24 protein-coding genes and 3 tRNA genes are annotated in these 21,515 nt (G+C 29.7%); 20 read left to right on the top strand and 7 right to left on the bottom strand.

The window, feature by feature from the left end; genetic code table 11:
- The first annotated feature begins 55 nt into the window (after positions 1-55).
- From G594_RS0113210 to proC, 12 genes are all read left to right on the top strand, one after another.
- A complete protein-coding gene (locus G594_RS0113210) occupies positions 56-295 on the top strand; it encodes a putative Se/S carrier protein (protein WP_027099022.1) in 240 nt (79 codons plus the stop codon).
- 11 nt (positions 296-306) lie between these two features.
- Positions 307-1,194 carry a mechanosensitive ion channel family protein gene (locus tag G594_RS0113205; RefSeq protein WP_027099021.1) on the top strand — a complete coding sequence of 296 codons (888 nt, stop codon included), beginning with the start codon at positions 307-309 and terminating at the stop codon, positions 1,192-1,194.
- On the top strand, positions 1,194-1,388 hold the full coding sequence (locus tag G594_RS0113200; protein WP_027099020.1) for a DUF951 domain-containing protein: 195 nt from the start codon (positions 1,194-1,196) through the stop codon (positions 1,386-1,388). Before G594_RS0113205 ends, G594_RS0113200 begins: the two co-directional genes overlap by 1 nt.
- A gap of 98 nt (positions 1,389-1,486) precedes the next feature.
- On the top strand, positions 1,487-1,774 hold the full coding sequence (gene rpsF / locus G594_RS0113195) for a 30S ribosomal protein S6 (RefSeq protein ID WP_027099019.1): 288 nt from the start codon (positions 1,487-1,489) through the stop codon (positions 1,772-1,774).
- A 14-nt stretch (positions 1,775-1,788) separates the two neighbouring features.
- The gene (locus G594_RS0113190) at positions 1,789-2,247 is read left to right on the top strand and encodes a single-stranded DNA-binding protein (RefSeq protein WP_027099018.1); all 459 of its coding nucleotides are present in this window, start codon (positions 1,789-1,791) and stop codon (positions 2,245-2,247) included.
- 26 nt (positions 2,248-2,273) lie between these two features.
- Entirely contained in the window at positions 2,274-2,519 is a 246-nt protein-coding gene (gene rpsR / locus G594_RS0113185) for a 30S ribosomal protein S18 (protein WP_027099017.1), read from the top strand.
- Between the two features lie 179 nt (positions 2,520-2,698).
- Entirely contained in the window at positions 2,699-3,019 is a 321-nt protein-coding gene (locus tag G594_RS0113180; protein WP_027099016.1) for a MazG-like family protein, read from the top strand.
- Between the two features lie 27 nt (positions 3,020-3,046).
- A complete protein-coding gene (locus tag G594_RS0113175; RefSeq protein WP_027099015.1) occupies positions 3,047-4,990 on the top strand; it encodes a DHH family phosphoesterase in 1,944 nt (647 codons plus the stop codon).
- 1 nt (position 4,991) lies between these two features.
- Positions 4,992-5,438, top strand: coding sequence for a 50S ribosomal protein L9 (rplI, locus tag G594_RS0113170; RefSeq protein ID WP_027099014.1), 447 nt, complete (start codon positions 4,992-4,994; stop codon positions 5,436-5,438).
- A gap of 12 nt (positions 5,439-5,450) precedes the next feature.
- Positions 5,451-7,346: a Lon family ATP-dependent protease gene (gene lonC / locus G594_RS0113165; protein WP_027099013.1), complete on the top strand. Its 1,896-nt coding sequence runs from the start codon at positions 5,451-5,453 to the stop codon at positions 7,344-7,346.
- 22 nt (positions 7,347-7,368) lie between these two features.
- Complete coding sequence (locus G594_RS0113160) at positions 7,369-8,703, top strand: replicative DNA helicase (protein ID WP_027099012.1); 1,335 nt, start codon at positions 7,369-7,371, stop codon at positions 8,701-8,703.
- Between the two features lie 18 nt (positions 8,704-8,721).
- Positions 8,722-9,522 carry a pyrroline-5-carboxylate reductase gene (proC, locus tag G594_RS0113155; protein WP_027099011.1) on the top strand — a complete coding sequence of 267 codons (801 nt, stop codon included), beginning with the start codon at positions 8,722-8,724 and terminating at the stop codon, positions 9,520-9,522.
- Between the two features lie 300 nt (positions 9,523-9,822).
- On the opposite strand, the gene G594_RS0113150 is transcribed toward proC, so the two are convergent.
- On the bottom strand, positions 9,823-10,995 hold the full coding sequence (locus G594_RS0113150) for an NAD(P)-dependent malic enzyme (protein ID WP_027099010.1): 1,173 nt from the start codon (positions 10,993-10,995) through the stop codon (positions 9,823-9,825).
- A 169-nt stretch (positions 10,996-11,164) separates the two neighbouring features.
- Between G594_RS0113150 and G594_RS0113145 the strand changes: the two genes are divergently transcribed.
- From G594_RS0113145 to G594_RS0113135, 3 genes are all read left to right on the top strand, one after another.
- Entirely contained in the window at positions 11,165-12,451 is a 1,287-nt protein-coding gene (locus G594_RS0113145; RefSeq protein WP_027099009.1) for an adenylosuccinate synthase, read from the top strand.
- Positions 12,452-12,540: 89 nt separating this feature from the next.
- A complete protein-coding gene (locus G594_RS0113140) occupies positions 12,541-12,723 on the top strand; it encodes a DUF1858 domain-containing protein (RefSeq protein WP_027099008.1) in 183 nt (60 codons plus the stop codon).
- A gap of 114 nt (positions 12,724-12,837) precedes the next feature.
- The gene (locus G594_RS0113135) at positions 12,838-13,245 is read left to right on the top strand and encodes a hypothetical protein (RefSeq protein WP_027099007.1); all 408 of its coding nucleotides are present in this window, start codon (positions 12,838-12,840) and stop codon (positions 13,243-13,245) included.
- Here the strand turns inward: G594_RS0113135 and G594_RS0113130 are convergent.
- The gene (locus tag G594_RS0113130; protein ID WP_027099006.1) at positions 13,216-14,451 is read right to left on the bottom strand and encodes a BaiN/RdsA family NAD(P)/FAD-dependent oxidoreductase; all 1,236 of its coding nucleotides are present in this window, start codon (positions 14,449-14,451) and stop codon (positions 13,216-13,218) included. The genes G594_RS0113135 and G594_RS0113130 overlap by 30 nt on opposite strands.
- Positions 14,452-14,545: 94 nt before the next feature.
- On the opposite strand from G594_RS0113130, the gene G594_RS0113125 reads away from it, so the two are divergent.
- From G594_RS0113125 to G594_RS0113110, 4 genes are all read left to right on the top strand, one after another.
- Positions 14,546-15,139, top strand: coding sequence for a hypothetical protein (locus G594_RS0113125; protein ID WP_027099005.1), 594 nt, complete (start codon positions 14,546-14,548; stop codon positions 15,137-15,139).
- A 124-nt stretch (positions 15,140-15,263) separates the two neighbouring features.
- Positions 15,264-15,338, top strand: a tRNA-Glu gene (locus tag G594_RS0113120).
- A 9-nt stretch (positions 15,339-15,347) separates the two neighbouring features.
- Positions 15,348-15,423: transfer RNA gene (locus G594_RS0113115), tRNA-Val, on the top strand.
- 7 nt (positions 15,424-15,430) lie between these two features.
- Positions 15,431-15,507, top strand: a tRNA-Asp gene (locus G594_RS0113110).
- 79 nt (positions 15,508-15,586) lie between these two features.
- Here G594_RS0113110 and G594_RS0113105 read toward each other — a convergent pair.
- Both G594_RS0113105 and G594_RS0113100 read right to left on the bottom strand, forming a co-directional pair.
- Complete coding sequence (locus tag G594_RS0113105; protein ID WP_027099004.1) at positions 15,587-16,567, bottom strand: ATP-binding protein; 981 nt, start codon at positions 16,565-16,567, stop codon at positions 15,587-15,589.
- Complete coding sequence (locus G594_RS0113100) at positions 16,560-17,552, bottom strand: DnaD domain protein (protein ID WP_027099003.1); 993 nt, start codon at positions 17,550-17,552, stop codon at positions 16,560-16,562. The genes G594_RS0113105 and G594_RS0113100 overlap by 8 nt, the downstream gene beginning before the upstream one ends.
- Positions 17,553-17,716: 164 nt before the next feature.
- Here G594_RS0113100 and G594_RS19695 point away from each other — a divergent pair, with 164 nt between their 5' ends.
- Positions 17,717-18,910 (top strand): peptidoglycan DD-metalloendopeptidase family protein, encoded by a 1,194-nt coding sequence (locus G594_RS19695; protein WP_027099002.1) that lies wholly within the window; start codon positions 17,717-17,719, stop codon positions 18,908-18,910.
- On the opposite strand, the gene G594_RS0113090 is transcribed toward G594_RS19695, so the two are convergent.
- From G594_RS0113090 to G594_RS0113080, 3 genes are all read right to left on the bottom strand, one after another.
- Positions 18,907-20,100 (bottom strand): S8 family peptidase, encoded by a 1,194-nt coding sequence (locus G594_RS0113090; RefSeq protein ID WP_027099001.1) that lies wholly within the window; start codon positions 20,098-20,100, stop codon positions 18,907-18,909. The genes G594_RS19695 and G594_RS0113090 overlap by 4 nt on opposite strands.
- Before the next feature lie 93 nt (positions 20,101-20,193).
- On the bottom strand, positions 20,194-21,009 hold the full coding sequence (locus tag G594_RS0113085) for an MBL fold metallo-hydrolase (RefSeq protein WP_027099000.1): 816 nt from the start codon (positions 21,007-21,009) through the stop codon (positions 20,194-20,196).
- A gap of 16 nt (positions 21,010-21,025) precedes the next feature.
- Positions 21,026-21,457: a DMT family transporter gene (locus G594_RS0113080; RefSeq protein ID WP_027098999.1), complete on the bottom strand. Its 432-nt coding sequence runs from the start codon at positions 21,455-21,457 to the stop codon at positions 21,026-21,028.
- Positions 21,458-21,515 lie beyond the last annotated feature (58 nt).

Raw genomic sequence — 21,515 nt, 5'->3', positions numbered from 1 at the left:
ATTATAAAAATTATATATAATATTAATTAAAAGATAAAGTATAGTGGAGGTAAATATGAAATATTATATTATAGTATATAAAAATACACATGATGCAATGGAAGCAGAAAAGAATCTTACTAATGAAAATATTGAGTTTAGAGTAATGCCAACACCAACCTCAATAACTCAAAGTTGTGGAATGTGTACAAGAATTGAAAGTGAAGAGTTGTTAAGTAATGTGATAGAAAGAAAATTAGTAAATTATAAAAATATTTATATGAAGGATAAGGATGGATTTAAGTTTATGAAATAGGAGTTGATTAGATGTTTTCAGCACTTTTTAAGGTGAGTTTGGGAGATGGAAGTTTAGATATAGGAAAAGGTATATCTATCGATATGAGTGATATTGAAAATATAGTTAATAAAGGAATTAGAATAGTTATCATTATTCTATTAATGTATATAACTATAAAAATAGGTAACAGATTAATTAATAAATTTGTAAAAAAACAAATTGAAAGTAATGCACGGTTTTCTATGGATAACCAAAAAGCAAAAACTATAGGTGAAGTTTTAAAAAGTGTATTAAAATATATGACTTATTTTATAGGGGCAGCTTTAATACTTTCAGATGCATTTAATGGTATATCAGTAGCTATGGCAAGTGTTGGTGGTTTCGCACTTGGTTTTGGGGCACAGAGTCTAGTTAAGGATATAATTAATGGATTTTTTATATTGTTTGAAGATCAGTATGGAGTTGGAGATCATGTTACTATAGGAACTTTTTCAGGAATTGTGGAGACTATAGGAATAAGGACTACTGTTATTAGAGATTTTTCTGGAGATGTTCATTTGATTCCAAATGGTACTATAAATCAAGTTACAAATCATTCTAGAGGTAATATTAGATTTATTGTTGATGTTGATATTTCTTATGAAGAAGATATAGATAATGCTATTAATGTTATAACAAATGTATGTAATAAGTATAAAAATGAAAATGAAAATATAGTAGAGCCAATAGAAGTTTTAGGTGTGAATTCTCTTAATGCATCAAGTGTCACAATAAGAATAATAGGAAAGACAAAACCATTAAAGCAATGGGAAGCTGAAAGGGAACTAAGGAAGAGAGTAAAAAAGGTGTTAGATGAAGAAGGTATAGAAATACCATATCCAAAAACGCAATTAGTAAATAAGGAAGGGGATAAATAATGATAGAAACATTTAATCTTGGAGATATAGTAGAAATGAAAAAACAACATCCTTGTGGTAACCATAATTTTGAAATAATAAGATTAGGTGCAGATATAAAAATAAAATGTACTGGATGTGGAAGAATAATAATGTTATCTAGAAGTAAATTCGTAAAAGGTGCTAAGAAAATAATAGAAAGTGTAGAAAAATAAAAAAACTTGAAATTTTAAAAAATAAATGATAAAATAATAAATTGTAATCCCTGCTGTACAAAGTACAGCCGTTAGTCCGAGGGGAGGAGGTGAAATAGATGAGAAAGTACGAAACTATATTCATACTAAACCCATCTTTTGAAGAAGAAGCTGTAAAGGCTACTATTGAAAAGTTTAAGGGTGTTATTGAAAATGGTGGTGGAACTGTTGAAAATGTAGATTTCTGGGGTAAGAGAAAGCTTGCTTACGAAATTGCTAAGGTAAACGAAGGTTACTACACATTAATCAACTTTACTGCTAACACTGAATTACCAAGAGAATTAGACAGAATTTTTAGAATTACTGATGGAGTTATCAGACACATTATTGTTAAAGAAGAAGCTTAATAGGAGGTATTGTAATGAATAAGGTTATTCTTATTGGAAGACTTACAAAAGATCCTGAATTGAGATTTGCAGCTGGTAGCGGAATGGCTATAGGTAGATTTACTGTGGCTGTAAATAGACAATTCAAGAAAGATGAAACTGATTTTATTAATTGCGTTGCATTTGGTAAAACAGCAGAAACGATATCTCAATATCTTACGAAGGGTAGACAAATAGCTGTTACTGGAAGTATAAGAACAGGTAGCTATGATGCTCAAGATGGAACTAAAAGATATACTACAGATGTTGCTGTAGAAAGTTTTGAGTTCATTGGTTCTGGAAACGGAGCTAGAGATAATGCAGATTCATTTAACAATGGTGGATATGGAAATTCAAATTCTAATTATTCAGCTCAAGGAAATAACGATTCATTCGGTGACTTGAGTTTCAATGATGACATTACTCCAGTAGATGATGGAGATATGCCATTCTAAATTTCAAGGTAAGGAGGGAAACATAAATGAAAGATGTTAGAAGACCAAACGGTAAGATGAGAAGATCTAAAAGAAAAGTTTGTGCTTTTTGCGTAGATAAGGCTGAAAGCATCGATTATAAAGATGTTGCTAAGTTAAGAAAGTATGTTACAGAAAGAGGAAAGATTCTTCCAAGAAGAATATCTGGAACATGTGCTAAGCACCAAAGACAATTAACAGATGCGATAAAGAGATCTAGAAACATAGCATTATTACCATTCACAACTGAGTAATAGTGAACAGAAACCTCTGAGTAATATCAGAGGTTTTATTATTATTAAAGAAGCTTTAAGGCTTCTTTTTTGTTAAATGAAGGAATTAGTGAAAAATATGGTAAAAGCTCTGAGCTAACCTTGAAATACTCCTTAAAAAAACATAAAATATATATACAAGGATAAAAGAGGTGAGTTCCATGAAATATAAAGAACTTAACATAATGGCAAATGTAAAGATAATAGAGAATTTAAAGGCTCAATTAATATGTATCATAGGAGAATTTTTTAGATTATTAACTAAAGGATCGAATGTTGCACAAAATGCAATTTTGGAGTGCATATCTGGGGCAATAATAATATTATATGTATTAGCAGAAAAGTTAGGATATTCATTTTCTGAAGTGGACAATATAATGAAAGAAAAATTAGAACTAGGAATTAGAGCGGAAGATGAAGTTGAAAAAGAGGGAAAATGTTTAAGTAATTTAAAAAATTATATTGAAAAAAATAGAAAGTGATATCTTTGTTAGGAGGATAATTGGCTTATGAACAAATCTGAAATATTAAAGAGATATCTTAAGCCTATGACTTTAATTATAATATCTATTTTGTTCTGGTACTATGATTATAAGATGATAGGAGCAGCAGTATTTCTAATTTTTCTAATTAATAATTTTTATTTATTACAGATGTATTGGAGAAAAGATAATGATAAAAGAAAATTTATTGATGATATAAATAAATCAATATCAGATAACATGTGTAATATACCATTTCCTATTGTGCTTATCAATAATACAGGAGATATTGCCTGGAGTAATGAAAGGTTTAATGATATAGCAAAAAGGGAAGAATTATTAAATAAGAATATTTTAAGTGTTGCAAGAGGACTAAGTTTAGATAAAGTACTAGAAAATAAAGCAGATTCACATCAAAGATTAAAATATGATGGAAAAGTATATGATGTTCATAGTACAAAGCTAAATAATAACAGTGAAGAGTATTATCTTATTTATTTCAATGATATAAGCAATATTTTTGATTTAGAGAAGACAAAGGAAAGTATAGTTCATATAGAAGTTGATAACTTAAATGAAGCTTTAGATACTACTGAAGAAAATAGTAGACCCTTAGTTGTAGCAGAAGTAGAAAGATGTATAAATGCCTATGCTCATAAATTAAATGCAATGATAAAGAAGTATGATACTAATAAATATGTTTTATCAGTAAATGATAAAAGCGTTGAGAAAGAAATATCTAATAAATTCCCTATTTTAGAAGAAATTTCAAAAATAGATAAGGGTAATAAATTAGAGGTTACTTTGAGTATTGGTGTTGGTAGAGGGGGGATATCTCCTTTAGAAAATGATAATTTTGCTACCGTTGCAAAGGAATTAGCATTGGGTAGAGGTGGAGATCAAGTAGTAATTAAAGATAATGAGAATATAAAGATAATTGGTGGCAATACAAAAGAGATTGAAAAGAGAACAAGAGTTAGAGCTAGGGTAATATCTCATGCATTAAAAGAATTAATATATGAAAGTGAAAAGATATATATAATAGGACATAGGAATCCTGATATGGATTGCTTTGGTTCAGCTGTTGCGTTAGCATCTACAATAAGACAATTAGGAAAAGATTGTAGTATAATACTAGGAAATGATACTGTACCTATAAATTATTTTCTAGATAGATTAAAAAGAGATGTTAAATATAATGATTATTTTATATCTTTAGATGATGCTAATAGATATATAGATGATAATGATTTAGTTATAGTAGTTGATGTTCACAATAGAAGTTATGTTGAGAATATAGATTTTATAGAAAAAAGTAAGAGAAAGGTTATAATAGATCATCATAGGAGAAGTCCTGATATGATAGGAGGGGCTTTGCTAAATTATATAGAAGTTTACGCTTCTTCAACTTCAGAAATGATAACAGAAGTGATTCAATATATGTTGAAAGACCCAAAGCTTACTCAAACTGAGGCAGAGGGACTTTTAGCTGGAATATATATGGATACAAAAGGATTCTCCTTTAAAACAGGAGTAAGAACTTTTGAAGCAGCATCTTTTTTAAGGAATATTGGTGCAGATACAATAGAAGTTAAGAAGATGTTTACTGATAACCTAGAAGATTATTTACTAATTGCAGAAACTATAAAATCAGCTAAGGTAAATCCAAGTAATAATACTGCTATAGCAGTATGTCCTGATAATGTTGATACAGTAATAGTAGCTAAATCGGCTGATGAGATGTTAAATATATCTGGAATCTTAGCTGGTTTTGTTCTAGCTAAGATTAATGATGATATCTATATAAGTGGAAGGTCAGTTGGTGATATAAATGTTCAAGTTGTATTAGAAGAACTTGGAGGTGGAGGTCACATGAATATAGCAGGCACAAAGATGTCTGGATTAACAATAGAAGAAGTAATTGAAAAACTAGAAGAATCAATAAAAAAACATTTAAAGGTGGGTGAATAACATGCAAGTAATTTTATTACAAGATGTTAAGAAGTTAGGTAAAAAAGGTGATGTAATTAATACATCAGATGGATATGCAAGAAACTATTTATTTCCTAGGAAATTAGCTCAAGAGGCAACAGATTCAAATCTTCATATTTTAAATAATAAAAAGGAAAATGAAAGAAAACAAAAGTTAGCTGAGCTAGAAGCAGCTCAAAAGTTAGCATCAGAATTAAAAGATAAAGAAATAAAAATAACTGCTAAGACAGGTGAAAGTGGAAAGTTATTTGGTGCAATTACAAGTAAAGATGTTGCTGAATTAATAAAAACACAGTACAAGGTAGTAGTAGATAAGAAAAAAATAGTAATGGAAACAATAAAGGTTGCTGGAGGTTATACTATAGAAGTTAAGTTATATCCAGAAGTAACAACAAAGATGAAAGTTATTATTGTTCCACAACAATAAGGAGGAGTAATATTGAAGTTTCATGAGGAAGTAGACTTCTTAAAAGAAGTATTAAATGGTGACTTGACTCAGGAAGCTCAGATTAATGTATTATTTGAAATTTTAAATAATGTTTTAGATCAAGGAGCAGTAAGAGCAAGAACTGTAAAATATAAATTGCAAAAGTATGTTAATTCTCCAAATGTATGTGAGAGAGCATATGCATTAGAAATGATAGCTTCAGATGGAAAAGGTAGAGATACTATTCCATCTGAAGATGAAGTGGATAATACTATTGAAAATACAGTTGATTGGATTTCAGAAGAGTTGGCGCGTAAATATGTTCAGAGTCAAATTGAAGCTAAAGTAGAAAAAAATATAATGGATAAGCAAGAAAAGTATATAGATGAAGTACGTTTATCTGTTATTAAAAAGCAAAAGGGAAGTGAAAATTCTAAGACTAATAAAAAGTATGAAGAGTTAATTCACTTAGATGAAAAGAAAACAAATAAGAATATAATGAGTTTTCTTAGACCCGAAAATTTTAGTGAAGTAGTAGGTCAAGATAGAGCTATTAAATCATTAATATCAAAGCTTTCATCTCCATATCCACAGCATATAATCTTATATGGACCTCCAGGTGTAGGTAAGACAACGGCAGCTAGAATAGCATTAGAAGAGGCTAGAAGACTATCTTTTACTCCATTTGATGATGAATCAAAATTTGTAGAGGTAGATGGGACTACATTAAGGTGGGATCCAAGGGAAATAACAAATCCTTTGTTGGGTTCTGTACATGATCCTATATATCAAGGAAGTAAAAGAGATTTAGCTGATGTTGGAGTTCCTGAACCAAAGCCAGGATTAGTAACAGAGGCACATGGAGGAATATTATTTATAGATGAAATAGGAGAATTAGATAATATACTTCAAAATAAGTTACTTAAAGTATTAGAAGATAAAAGAGTAGAGTTTTCATCGTCTTATTATGATCCAGATGATGAAAATACTCCTAAGTATATAAAGTATTTATTTGATAAGGGTGCTCCAGCAGATTTTGTTTTAATAGGCGCAACAACAAGAGAACCTGGAGAATTAAATCCAGCCCTACGATCTAGATGTACTGAAGTATATTTTGAACCTCTATCATCTAGAGATATAGAACAAATTGTTTTAAATGCGTCTAATAAGTTAGGTGTTACTCTAGAGGATGGGGTAGCAGAATTAATAAGTAGATATACTATTGAAGGCAGAAAAGCTGTAAATATATTAACTGATGCATATGGTTTTGCTTTATATAGGAATAATTCGAATAGTACAGATAATATACAAATAACGCTTAATGACATAGAAGAAGTAATTTCTATAGGAAGATATGTACCATTTGAAAGAAACAAGGATGAAAAGGAATATGAGGTTGGACATATATATGGCCTTGGGGTAAGTGGATTCCTTGGTTCTACTTTAGAAATAGAGGCAGCAGTTTTTACTGCTAAGAAAAAGGGTGCAGGTACAGTTAGATTTAATGAAACGGCTGGATCAATGGCAAAAGACTCTGTGTATAATGCAGCATCAGTAATTAGAAAGTTTACAGATAAAGATATTAGAGATTATGATATACACGTAAATGTTGTTGGTGGAGGTAAAATAGATGGACCATCAGCAGGTGCAGCAATAACTATGTGTGTAATTAGTGCTCTATTAGATAAGCCTTTAAGACAAGATATTGCTTTAACAGGTGAAATATCCTTAAGAGGTAAAGTGAAGCCCGTAGGAGGAATATTTGAGAAAATATATGGAGCAAGAAGAAAAGAAATTAAGTTGGTTTTAGTTCCAAAGGATAATGAAAATGAGATTCCTAAGGGATTAAAAGATATAGAAGTAAGGGCAGTAGGCGATATAGAAGAATTATTGAGTATTGTATTTTAATAGTTAGGAGGAGAGTTATGTAATGGACGCTCCAGTTATGAGAAGTCTACCACAAAGTATTGAGGCAGAACAATCTGTAATAGGATCAATGATAATTGATAAAAGTGCTATTGCTCAAGTGGCAGAAAAGTTAACAGAAGACGATTTTTATAGAGATGGACATAAGATAATATATAAATCAATTTTTGAAATGTTTAAAAATGACATGGCTGTAGATTTAGTTACTCTTCTAGAGTATCTAAAATCTACAGATCAATTAGAAAAGGCTGGTGGGGTAACATATATAACAGAAGTTAGTTCTTCTGTCCCAACTACAGCTAATTTATCATCTTACATAAAAATAGTGGAAGAAAAATCTATATTAAGAAGGTTAATTAAAGCATCAACTGCAATTATAGAAGATAGTTATAATAAGCAGGGTGAAGTAGAAGGCGTTTTAGACCTTGCAGAGAAGAAAATATTTGATATAGCTGAAAAAAGGAGTACTAGTGACTTTGAAGCATTAAGTGATGTTCTTGAAAGAGGTTTTCTAGAAATAGAAAGACTTTTTAATAACAAGGGACAAATTACTGGTGTTCCTTCTGGATTTACTGATTTAGATGCAAAAACATCAGGATTTCAAAAGGGAGATATGGTTCTTATAGCAGCTAGACCATCTATGGGGAAAACTACATTTGCTTTAAATATTGCAGAAAACGCAGCATTAAGAGAGGGAAAGAGTGTAGTAATATTTTCTTTAGAAATGCCTAAGGAACAATTAGCATATAAGCTACTATGTTCTGAAGCAAATGTTGATATGCTTAAATTGAGAACTGGTAATCTTGATGATAAGGACTGGGAAAACATAGCTAGAGCTACAGGTCCTCTTTCAAAAGCTAAAATTTATATTGATGATACAGCAGGTGTAACTGTTATGGAGATGAGATCTAAGTGTAGAAGACTTAAGATGGAATATGGTATTGATCTTATTTTAATAGACTATCTTCAATTAATGTCAGGATCATCATCAGAAAATAGACAACAAGAAGTATCCGAAATATCAAGATCTATTAAGGCATTAGCTAAGGAAATGGAGTGTCCTGTAATAGCGTTATCACAGCTATCTCGTGCACCTGAACAAAGAGCTGATCATAGGCCTATGTTATCAGATTTAAGAGAATCAGGTTCAATAGAGCAGGATGCTGACCTTGTTATGTTTTTATATAGAGATGAGTATTACAATAAGGAAACAGAAGATAAGAATATGGCAGAATGTATAGTGGCTAAACACAGAAATGGTCCGGTTGGAACTGTAAAGATGGCATTCTTAGGAGCATTAAGTAAGTTTGGTGACTTAGATGTTATTCATAAAGACTAATTTAGTTGGGAGATATGTATTATGAAGAGGATTGGGTTTATAGGTTGTGGCAATATGGGAAGAGCTATGGTAGGAGGATTAATAAATTCAGGATTTTCAAATTCAAGTAATATTATTGTTTCTACTAGAACAGAAGAGTCTGCAAAATTAATACAAGAAAAATATAATGTTAATGTAACAACTAATAATGAAGATGTTATAAAAAATTCAGATGTAATTTTTCTTGCAGTTAAGCCTAATATGTATGCAAAAGTTATTGGTGAACTAAGAAGAGAATTATTGCAAGAAAAACTTATTATAACTATAGCAGCAGGAATAACTATAAGTGATATGGAAGCTTTAATTAGTGATAAAGCTAGAATTGTAAGAACAATGCCTAACACTCCTGCACTTGTAGGAGAAGGTATGTCAGCTATATGTACTAATAATAATGTTTTAGACGAAGAGTTAAAGTTAGTGATAGATATGTATAAAAGTTTTGGAGAATGCGTAGAACTTGAAGAAAAAGATTTTCATGGTTTTATAGCCTTATGCGGTTCCTCACCAGCATATGTATTTATATTTATTGAGGCTATGGCAGATGCAGCAGTAAAACTTGGCATACCAAGAAAAAAAGCATATAAAATGGCAGCACAAAGTGTATTAGGATCAGCAAAGATGATATTAGATACAGAACAACATCCTGGTGAATTAAAAGATATGGTATGTTCACCATCAGGAACAACAATAGATGCTGTAGTAGAGTTAGAAAAACAAGGATTTAGAAGTTCTATTATTGAAGCAATGATAAAATGTGCAGATAAATCTAAATCTATGTAAGTAAAGAGTAGGGCTATATCATAATAATTTATTATTTTGATATAGCCCTTTTTTATCTTTAAACAGAAACTTATTTTAAGTTTAGAGAGTCTTAACTTTTTTAAAATTATATTATAAATAACTTACGGATTATGATTGCATATAGATGTATTCTCTAAATATATAAAGAAATAAATATATGAACAAATAAATATAAAAATATATAAAGAAACAAACATATAAATATAAAAATATATAAATATGAAATAAAAAAAGTTAGCAATGGAGAAAACCTATTCTCTATTGCCAGCTTTACATTTTTTATATTTTATTTACTCCAGTTTTTATTGCAGCATTTTTTACTGCTTCAGCAACTAGATTTTGTACGTTTAAGTCGAAAGCTTTAGGAATAATATTATCTGGTCTTAATTCATCATCACTAATAGCATTAGCAATAGCATAGGCAGCTGCTACCTTCATCGCTTCATTTATTTCTCTTGCTCTAACATCTAATGCACCTCTAAATACACCAGGGAAAGCCAAAACATTATTTATTTGATTAGGATAATCTGATCTTCCTGTACCAACAACTAGTGCTCCCGCCTCAAGAGCATCCTCAGGAAAAATTTCAGGAGTAGGGTTAGCCATTGCAAACAATATAGAATCTTTATTCATTGAAGAAACCATTTCCTTAGAAACGATATTTGGAGCAGATACACCTATAAATATATCAGCACCTTTCATTGCAGTACTAAGAGAACCTGTTTCATTATTTGGATTTGTTATTTGTGCTAATTCTTTTAAAGCATCATTTTTTAAGTCAGCTTCCTTATGAATAATGCCATTAATATCGCACATAACAATATTTTTTACTCCAGATGATAATAGGAGCTTACAGATAGCAGTACCAGCAGAACCAGCACCATTAATTACAACTTTTAAGTTTTCCAACTTTTTATTAACTATCTTAAGGGCATTTATAATCCCTGATAAAACAACTATAGCAGTTCCGTGTTGATCATCATGAAAAACTGGAATATCTAATTTTTCCTTTAATCGTTGTTCAATTTCAAAACATCTTGGAGCAGATATGTCTTCAAGATTTATTCCGCCTAATGAAGGTGAAATTTTAACTATTGTATCGACAATCTCATCAACATCTTTTGTATCTAATACTATAGGAAATGCATCAACATCTCCAAATTCTTTAAATAGAATTGATTTTCCTTCCATTACAGGTAAAGAAGCTAGAGGACCAATATCACCTAAACCTAGTACTGCTGTACCATCAGATATTACAGCAACAGTATTCCACTTTCTAGTATATAGATAGGCTTTAGAGGGATCTTTATATATTTCTCTACATGGTTCAGCCACCCCTGGAGTATAAGCTAAACTAAGATCTTGTGAATCTTTAATTGGAGTTCTTGAACATATTTCAAGTTTACCTCTTTTTTCTTCATGAAATTTTAAAGCTTTTTCGTATATTGTCATATGAGCACCCCTTTTTATATATTAATTTCTAGAATAAGAAACTAAGTTTACTACTATTATTATACGAATTATAATAGTAATTTGCAAAAAAATATTCGAGTGGATATTGACCTATGACAATCACTTTGTTAGTATGTAGGAGTAGATTTTACATAAGGAGGCAGTGTATATGTCAGCGTTTATTGTTTTAGGTGCCCAATGGGGCGATGAAGGAAAGGGTAAAATGACTGATTATCTAGCTGAAGAAGCAGATGTAGTCGTTAGATTCCAGGGAGGAAATAATGCAGGTCATACTGTAGAAGTAGGAGATAGACAATACAAGCTTCACTTAATACCTTCAGGTATATTATATGACAACAAGTTAAATGTAATAGGAAATGGTGTTGTAGTAGATCCTAAGGCCTTATTTGAAGAGATAGGATATTTAGAAAAAGAAGGTGTTAAGGTAACTCCAGAAAAGCTAATTATTAGTGATAGAGCTCACTTAATAATGCCATATCATAGAGTATTAGATATTTTAAAGGAAAAGGCTAGAGGGAAGAATGATATAGGAACTACTGGAAAAGGAATAGGTCCTTGTTATACAGATAAGTTTGAGAGATGTGGAATTAGAGTTTGTGATTTATTACATGAAGATGTATTTGAAGAAAAACTAAGAGAAAACATAAAAATGAAGAATGAATATATAACAAAGGTTCTTGGTGGAGAAGCTTTAGATGCAGAAGAGATATTAGTTCAATATAAACAATATGCAGAGAAAATAGGACCATTCGTAAAGGATACATCAGTAAAAGTTTATGATTCAATTAAAGAAGATAAAACAGTTCTTTTTGAAGGAGCTCAAGGTATGCTTTTAGATATAGATCATGGAACATATCCATATGTTACATCTTCAAATACAACAGCAGGTGGAGTAAGCAACGGAATTGGTGTTGGACCAAATATGATTAAAAATGCAGTAGGTATTACAAAAGCATATACTACAAGAGTTGGTAAGGGTCCTTTCCCAACTGAATTAGAAAATGAAACTGGTGAATGGATAAGAACAAAGGGACATGAATATGGAGTAACTACAGGTAGATCTAGAAGATGTGGTTGGCTTGACTTAGTTATAGTTAAGTCTGCAGTTAGAGTATCTGGCTTAACTTCATTGGCAGTTACTAAGATTGATACACTAGCAGGATTGGATAAGTTAAAGGTATGTGTAGGGTATAAATTTAATGGAGAAATAATAGATTATTTCCCAGCAAGCTTAGAGGATTTAGCTAAGTGTGAACCTGTATATGAAGAATTTGATGGATGGGATGATTCAGTAGCAGATGCAAGAAGTTATGATGAAATACCTGAAAATGCAAAGAAGTACCTTGAAAGAATTTCAGAGTTTACTGGAACAAGAATATCAATAGTATCAGTAGGACCAAAAAGAGATCAAACTATGAGAGTTGGAGAACTTTAATTCCGAGTACTTTACTTGACTTTATTTAGTGGATAAAATATAATTTTTTTATAATACTAAGTACTAGTAAGTATAAAGAGGTGATAAGTATGATAACTAAGGATATGACAATAGGTGAAGTTATAAAAGCTGATTCAAGTAAGGCAGAAGTTTTAATGAGCTTTGGAATGGGTTGCGTGGGTTGTCCATCAGCACAAGCTGAAACAATTGAGGAAGCTGCTATGGTACATGGAATAAACTTAAATGAATTAATGGAAGCATTAAATAAATAATTAAAAGAGCGGATATTTTTATATTCGCTCTTTTTTTATATATTGAAATATTTATATAAATATAAGTTTATTGATATGAATATAGATAAGTATATGAATTAATAGAGGGATAGGATGAATAAATTAGATAAGAATAAGGTAACGTTCTATTGTTTATTATTTGGAATTATGCTTGTGGGAGTTATATGTTTAACATTTGTTATAAAGAATTCTTTTATAACAGGAAAAAGAGTATGTAATGATTTAAGGGGCAAAGTTATATACATAAGAGATAAAGAATACATTTTAGATAATGAAGTGACTTTTAAATTCAATATAGAAAGTGTAAAAGAGATAGAGTCATATAAATTAAGGGAAATACAAGGTGTATTAACAATACAAGAAGATGAAATAGAATATGAAGTAAATATGAAAATAAAATATTTAAAATCAGAAGATAAGTGGGATATATTAAATATTATCTATGATAGTACAAACATAAAAGGGAATAGTTTAAACACTATTCCCTACAGTATAACCTGATGACCATGCCCATTGAAGATTAAATCCACCGCAATCACCATTAACATCTAGTACCTCTCCACAAAAGAATAAACCTGGTGTTATATTAGATTCTAATGTTTTAGGATTAACTTCTTTTGTATTTATGCCACCTACAGTTAATTGGGCATTATTGAATCCATTAGTATCTATACATTTAAATCTCCATCCCTTAAATCTAGACAGTAATTCATTTTTATCTTTCCAATCCAAGTCATAGCAAGGAATATGAATATTATTTATTCCTGAATCCTTTAATATTATAGGTATGAGTTTTTTATTTATAATCCCAATAAAAGAATTAGAAATGGTTCTATGGCTAAACATGTATAAGTGTCCCTCTAAAAAATCTTTAGTTTCTTCAATAGATAAGTTAGGCATCATATCTACACTTAATTCAACATTTTGATTATTATCCAAGGCTCTAGAAGCTATAGCAGAAAGTTGTAATATTGGAGGCCCTGATATTCCATAATCGGTAAAGAGAACTTCACCAATATCTTCTCTAACTAATTTCCCATCAACATATATAGAGATTCTTCCATCAAACTTAATTCCAGATAATGCTTTTAGGTGTGGATAATCTAACTTTAACTGCACAATACCAGGTACTGTACTTGTGACAGAATGCCCTAAGTCTTTTGCTAATCTATATCCTGAACCATCTGAACCTGTTTTTGGAGCAGATTTTCCTCCACAAGCTAAAATAACTTTTTTGCATGTGAATAAAGTATATTCATCATTAGTTGTGGATAATTTAAAGTTTTTGTTTTTGTGGATAGTTTTTACTTTGCAATTTGTGAATAAAGGAATTTCCTTTTCCTCTATAGATAACCTTAAAAGATCTACTACAGATGAAGCCTGAAGAGAGGCTGGATATAATTTACCTTTTTCTAATTCAACTATAGGTAGACCTATAGATAAAAATAAGTTTCTAGTTTCTTCAACACTCAACTGATCTAAGCAATCTATATAGAAATCTTTATTAGAACTATGGTAAGTATCATAAGGAAAAGAAATTCTAGAGTTAGAAATATTACATCTACCATTACCAGTAGTTAAAATTTTTTTCCCTATTCTATCTGTTGCTTCTATAATTGCAACATCCTTTCCTAGATCTTTTGCAATTATTGCAGCCATTAAACCAGAAGCTCCACCACCAACAATAATAATATCGTGATATATCATAAAACTTATGTCTCCTTTTTAAAAATATAATTAAATTTTAACATAGTAATATTACCTATTAAAGAGAGGAATAATACCATAAGAGGTGATTATTTTGAAGGTTAAAGTTATTGCAGAGATTGAAGATAAGGATAGAGAATTTAAAGTAAGAAGAATGAATATAGATGAGATAATAGTTAATTATCCCACAGGTACTGGATTAAAGTCTTATAAGCATGATGAAGTTGAGTTAATTAGCGAGGGAGAGATAGATGATTTTTTAATAAACAACATTAATTTCCTAACTATAAAATTAAATAGGGGAATATCAATATTTTTCTATAAAGCTTTAAAAGACTCTTTAGAAAATGAGATGGATGAAAAATTAAATGATTTAAATGTTTTAAGAGATAGATATAAAGTTAATAAGAGAGGAATATGGGAAAAGGAACTAATTTGTGTAATAAATAACTCATTACCTATAAAAGTTATGGCATCAGGACAAAATTTTAAAAGAGACAACTATAGTATATTAATTACACCACTGGAAATACAAGGTTTTATGGAAGGGGCAAAAGAAGAAATAAATAAAATTAGAAAAGAAATAAAGCAAAAAGAAATTTTATTATCTAGATATGGAAAAGCCATAAATAATATTAAAAAAAGTGAGAAAAATGAAGCTATTTATCTCTTATCGGACACGGAATAATGCGAGGTTTAAGAAAAATAAAAAGAAATTTAAAAAAATGTGTTGACACATATAATGAATTTCTGTATTATAGTCTATGTGGTCAGCGCAGAACACATTAGCGAGGATCATAAGATAACAATTTGGCTCCTTGGTCAAGCGGTTAAGACACCACCCTTTCACGGTGGTAACAGGGGTTCGATTCCCCTAGGAGTCACCATTTTTATTTGGGCGCATAGCTCAGCTGGGAGAGCACCTGCCTTACAAGCAGGGGGTCACAGGTTCGATCCCTGTTGTGCCCACCATAAATGCGGCTCAGTAGCTCAGTTGGTTAGAGTGCTGGCCTGTCACGCCAGAGGTCGAGGGTTCGAGCCCCTTCTGAGTCGCCAAATTAAAACATCAACATTAGTTGATGTTTTTTGTTTTTATAAAAAAAGGTTTATAAAAAAGGTAATGTAGATTTTTACATTACCTTTTATTTTTTAAATTTAACTTTATTCTAATGTCATCTGAATAAAACTTGAAAAGTTTAAAATCACCTAATAGTCTAGAGTAAATTCTTTCACTATATATATTTGTTATATTAGGAAGTGAAAGGTTGGTTGAAATAAGCATCTTTTTATTTCTTAATAGTTTTCTGTTAATAAGATTAAAAAGTTCTGTTATTGAAAAATCACTCTTAGATTCGGCACCAAGATCATCAATAATAAGTAAATCACATTCAATTAAGAGTTCTTCTAATTTAGCATTATTATTAAACTTTATATCTCTTAAATCTCTTATAAGTTCTTCTGAAGTTTTATATACTACTAAAAAGCCTAGGTCTAATAGCTCTTTAGCTATACAATAAGATAAATAAGACTTTCCGCTTCCAGGGTTACCATAAAAAAGTAGATTAGTATTTGAATTATTGAAGTTTGGCAAATATTCAGAAGTAACATAGGATACAATATTATCCATATTTTTTCTGGGAGAAAATTTATCATCACTTACCTTATGCATTGAAAATAAATTAAGATCAAAATTATCAAAGTTCTTTTCTTTTAGAGTATCCTCAAGTAAAGAATTTTGATAATATAATTTTATTAGTTTTGGTTTATAGCATGAACACTTATTAATACCTATAAAGCCTGTATCTTGACATTTATTACACCTATATTTTAAGGTCAAATAGTCAGGGTCATATCCTTTAGATACTAACATTTCACATTTTTTTACTCTTAAATCTGTAATTTCATTTCTAAACTTTTTTATAGTTTCATCTGCATCCTTAGACTTAAGTATAGCCATAGATAATTGAAGCGAACGTTTTTGAATTAAGTTATCTATATCCATTATTTCAGGATACAAATTACGAATTTCGTTTCTTCTAAGTTCTAAGTTTTTAGATTCTTCATCACGTATCTTTTCATAAACGGCCATAATTTTTGCTTGATATCCGTTAATCATCAACATCCCATCCTAACAATTTCTTTTCTAAAGAGTCATAATCATATGATCTTGGTTCAAAGTTATTAAAACCTGAGGCTTTTAAGTTTTTTTGATAATTAGTAGATGAGTTTTTATAATTATTTTTATGTTGTTTATCTTTAATTGCAACATCATCTAGGGTTTTTATATTGTCATTAAACCATTTGCTAAGTATGCCATCAATATATTTAAAGTCAGCTCTATTAAGTCTTTGAAAACAAATGTCACAAGCTTTCTTTATTAATTGAATGTCAAATTTATATACATTAATCCATTTATTCAAAAGCTCTTCCTGAGGCTTCATAATTTCTGAATTGTTAATGCCTAGGTAATTTAGTATTTGTCTTATCTTAACCCACTTATCTTCTGTCTGCTTTATATGACTTTGGGCTTTTTCAATAGTTTTTATACCCATATCATTCCAAGCCAGAGCAACCTTTTCTATATACCTGTAATCAACTTTACCTTTTGATGCACAATATTCAATAAGTATTAGGATAAGTTCTGAGGTAAAAGAAAAATCTTTTTGCCATCCTAAATATATTTCCATCTCTTTTGTTGAAAGTGGTCTACAAAGTATTCTTTCTATATCTCTTAACATATCGTTAGTTTCTGTGTTATTTAGTGCATCTAATAGGTTAACATCTGGTGAAGTACTACTTAAGTCATTATCTAGTGGTACAAATTCTATACTGAAGTTATTCATTTTATCTACAGGAACAAATTTTATTACACCTTGGTCATTCCAATAATTTAATGCGTTCATTACATCAGATTCTAACAGGTTTAAGGAAGATGCTAGTATTGAACTATTTACTCCAGGCTCATTAGAAAAGTTATACTTTAATAGAAGTAAATAAACCTTAACAAATTCTCCTCTAGCAAATGGCATATATTTTTCAATAAAAACATTGCTAATAGGTGTAAAGGTACATGCGTTATTTTTCAATATAAAAGTACTCATTCTAACATTCCTCCTTTCAAAATTAGTATTTTATAAACATCATATTTAATAATTATAACAAAGGAGAGGAGGGATAACAACTTATCTAAATAGATATATAATGTATAAATTAATAGATTATGGGAAAAGTAATTGATGTGTTTTTGGAAGTGAAGGGATGATGTATGGATATAAGATTACAAACTAAATTTATATTATGTTGTTTAATAAGCAGTATAATATTAATTATTATTAACTTATTAGGTTTGAACAGTGATAATATATATAAATTATATATTAATAATCAAGAAGTAGAGTGTTATGGAGAAATAGAAGAGTTATCAATTCAATGTAATGAAGTTAAGAATAGTATAAATGATATTATTATAGATAAAGAGGATAAAAACGATATTACATATAAGAAAGTAAAATATGATGAAGTAAAAGGAACTGATAAAGATTTAAGAGATTCTATAATATCTTCTATAAATTCAGAAGCTGTTCTAACTAAAGTTTATTTAGGGGATCAATATTATGGATTAGTTCTAAATGAACAAGAGGGTAAGGAGGTTTTAAGAAGAATAGGAGAGATATTTATAGATGAAAGTAAAATAGATAGAGATAAAATTATATCTGTAGATGTAAAAGCTAACTTAAGATATGAAAAGGAAAATGAAAGAATTAGAAATGTGAAACCTATAGAAGAAATAGCTAGAAATATTATAAAAAGTGATAAGTTTAATAATCTAGTATTTGTAGATATATTATGTAGAGAAGAAAGAGTTGATAGCATAGATGTATCAACAAAAGTAGTAAATAGAGATGATATGTATTTAGGGGAAGTCTATGTAGAGGAGGGGGAGGAAGGAATCAAAAGTGTTGTATCTAACGTAGTTTACAGAAATGGATTAAAAGTAAATGAGGAAATAATAGAGCAAGATATAATAAAAGATAGTATAGATAAAGTTGTATATAAGGGGACTAAGAGCCCAATAAAAGAAGATGTAGCATTTTTAAGAATGCCAACTAGAGGTGGATATGTAACATCAAACTTTGGACCAAGATGGGGAAGTACACATAGTGGTATGGATATAGCAGGAGAAATTGGAGATCCAGTTTGTTCAGCTCTTGATGGAAAAGTTAAGGAATGTAGGTATGATGGTAGCTATGGAAATAAGATATTGATACAACATGAAGATGGAATAGAAACTATATATGGACATTTAAGCAAGTTTGAAGTAAAGGTTGGAGATGAAATTAAAAAAGGTCAGTTAATAGGTAGGGTTGGAAGTACAGGAAGAAGCACAGGACCACATTTACATTTTGAGGTTAGAGTAAATGGTAGTCCTGTGGATCCTAAAAAGTATCTAGTTAATTAATCTAATAACTTATAAAGATTTATAGTTCCTTCTCCTACCTGCTTTTTAGGTAGTTCTCCTAATTCGCAGGATAGCTTTAATAGCGAACACAAATCTTTAAAGGATAAGTTTGGATTCTTTTCGTATAAAAGTGCACATATTCCAGAAATATAGGCCGTGGATATAGATGTGCCAGAAAATGATTTATATAATACATCTAATTTTTTAGGATATATTTTAAATCCCTCTTTTTCAGATAAATAGGATGTATCTGAATTTAGAGATACTATATCAACACATGCAGCACTTAGATTAGGTTTTGAAAGATTTTTAAAGGGACCTGAAGATGAGTATAAGTAAGGTTTTAATGAGTTATTAGTATCTATTCCACCAACAGTTAAACAATTATCTAAGGTTGCAATTCCCATAATAGAAAAATCTTCATTTAAACTACTGCCACTAGGTACAATTGGGGCAACATTATTTTCAATTGCTTTATTAAAGGTATCCTTAAAAGCATTGATTATAAATATATTGTGGTTTTGTAATTCAAAAGGTAAACATAGAATTTTTATATTTTTTTCTTTAGATGTTTTTATTAATGACTCAATTGCATAGAGAACTGTAGATGAAAATCCTTTTCCACACTTATCAAAAGCTTTATAGCAATATATATCAGAACGTGGCGCTATTCCCTTATACATATTATTAGATGTTATTCCACTACTTGCAATTATACCAGCGGTGCATGTACCGTGACCATTATCATCATAGGGATATTGGAAATTATTGATTAAGTCAGTAAAGCTGGATATCCTATTAGATGGAGAAAGTAAGTCTGGATGAGGATATATTCCACTATCAACAATACCAATACCAATACCCTTTCCAGATAGAGAAACTTTTTCTGAAATATAAACTTTATTAGCAGTGGAGACACTCATTCCACATAAATGTAAGTATTCATCAAAACTTATATATTTAACTTCAGGATATTCTGAAATACGTTCTATAGACCTACTATCTAATTTAGCACAAACTATATTTGAATATTCTAATATATATATAAGTTCTCCTCTATATGAGGAGATTTTTTTTGCAATTTCTTTTGTGAAGTTTTTACATTTGATTAGAACTCTATATTTTCTATAAACTTTATTTTCCATGTAATACTTTAGGTTAGAGTCTATCTTACTTCTAAATGAAAACATAAAATACTCCTATAAATTCTTTCACTTATATAGTATAAAGATTAGGGCAATTTTGTTAATACAACTAAAAAAAGCAGTTATTATAAAAACTGCTTAAAATTTATATGTTTGACCTATATTTAGAATTTTAATTCTTTCATCATTAAAATTAACAAGTGTATCATGTGTTTCATTGAAATCTTCTAATGATATCTTAAAGGTCTTATAATGAATAGGAATCATAGCATTACATTTCATCATGCTAAACATTTTGTAGCTTTCCTCTGGAGTACAGTGCATATATGAAAATCTATCTGGTTTATAACAACCTACAGGCATAATAGCAACATCACACTCTAAGTTGTCAAAATCATTAGTAAAAGCTGTATCTCCAGCAAAAAATACCTTCTTTTTATTTCTTTCTATAAGATAGGAATTACTTTCATCGTCTATTCCTATATAAAATCTACGACCATCATGATTAGCTTTTATAGCTGTAATTTTTATATTTTCATCTTCATATATTTCTGTATCTCGAAGCATTATAACATTTTTAAATCCTAATAATTTCATTAATCGTCTATATCCTTTAGGAACTATAATAGTAATATTTTTATCTAACTTTCTTAAGGAAGAGAAGTTAGTGTGATCCATATGTCCGTGAGATAGTAGAATATAATCTATTTTTTGATCATCAAGGCTACTAGGGCGGTTAGCAATTCTTTTAAAGAATCCTAAAGTATTATTTAAAACTGGATCAGTAAGTATTATGATATCTGATAAATTTATCAATGCAGTAGCATGACCATACCAATGTACTGAATCGGTTTTCAATGCTTCATTAGAAATATCATTTCTTTGATTAAAGTATTCCTTTATATTGGTTGCTGTTAGTATGGATAAAAATTTAATATTACTAAATATATTCATTATAGAACTCCTTTGTTTAATGTTTCCATTTAAATACTATAATACCTACAACCATGATTGCAATACCTATAAGTTCTTTTAATGTAAAATTAAGTTTTTCACTTCCGAATAGTCCAAATGCTTCAATTAATGCAGCAGCTAATAATTGAGCAACAAGTATTATACCGATTCCACATGTAGGGCCTAAACCACTAATGCTTTTCATAACTGTATATGTTATTACAACACCAAGAGCACCCCCTAGTAAATATAATTTATTGGCTTCTTTAATTTGATTATAGCTTCCTTTACCTATAAAAAAGGTAATAATTAAGGTTAGTATAAGAGCACTTCCTTGAACAAAAACGTTTGTTTCCCAAACTCCAATTTTTTCTCCTAGTCGTGTATTAAATACACCTTGAACACTCATAGCAATACCAGAAATTATTGCTGTAATTATAGCTATCATTTTAATCACCTCAAAAATAGTATTCCCAGAGAGATTTAGAATATAATAAAAGCTCCCT

Origin of the sequence: Clostridium paraputrificum AGR2156 (assembly GCF_000424025.1) — a bacterium.
Taxonomy (GTDB): domain Bacteria; phylum Bacillota; class Clostridia; order Clostridiales; family Clostridiaceae; genus Clostridium; species Clostridium paraputrificum.
The sequence above is the reverse complement of the archived record's forward strand: the minus strand, read 5'-3'. Positions and strand labels throughout refer to the sequence as shown.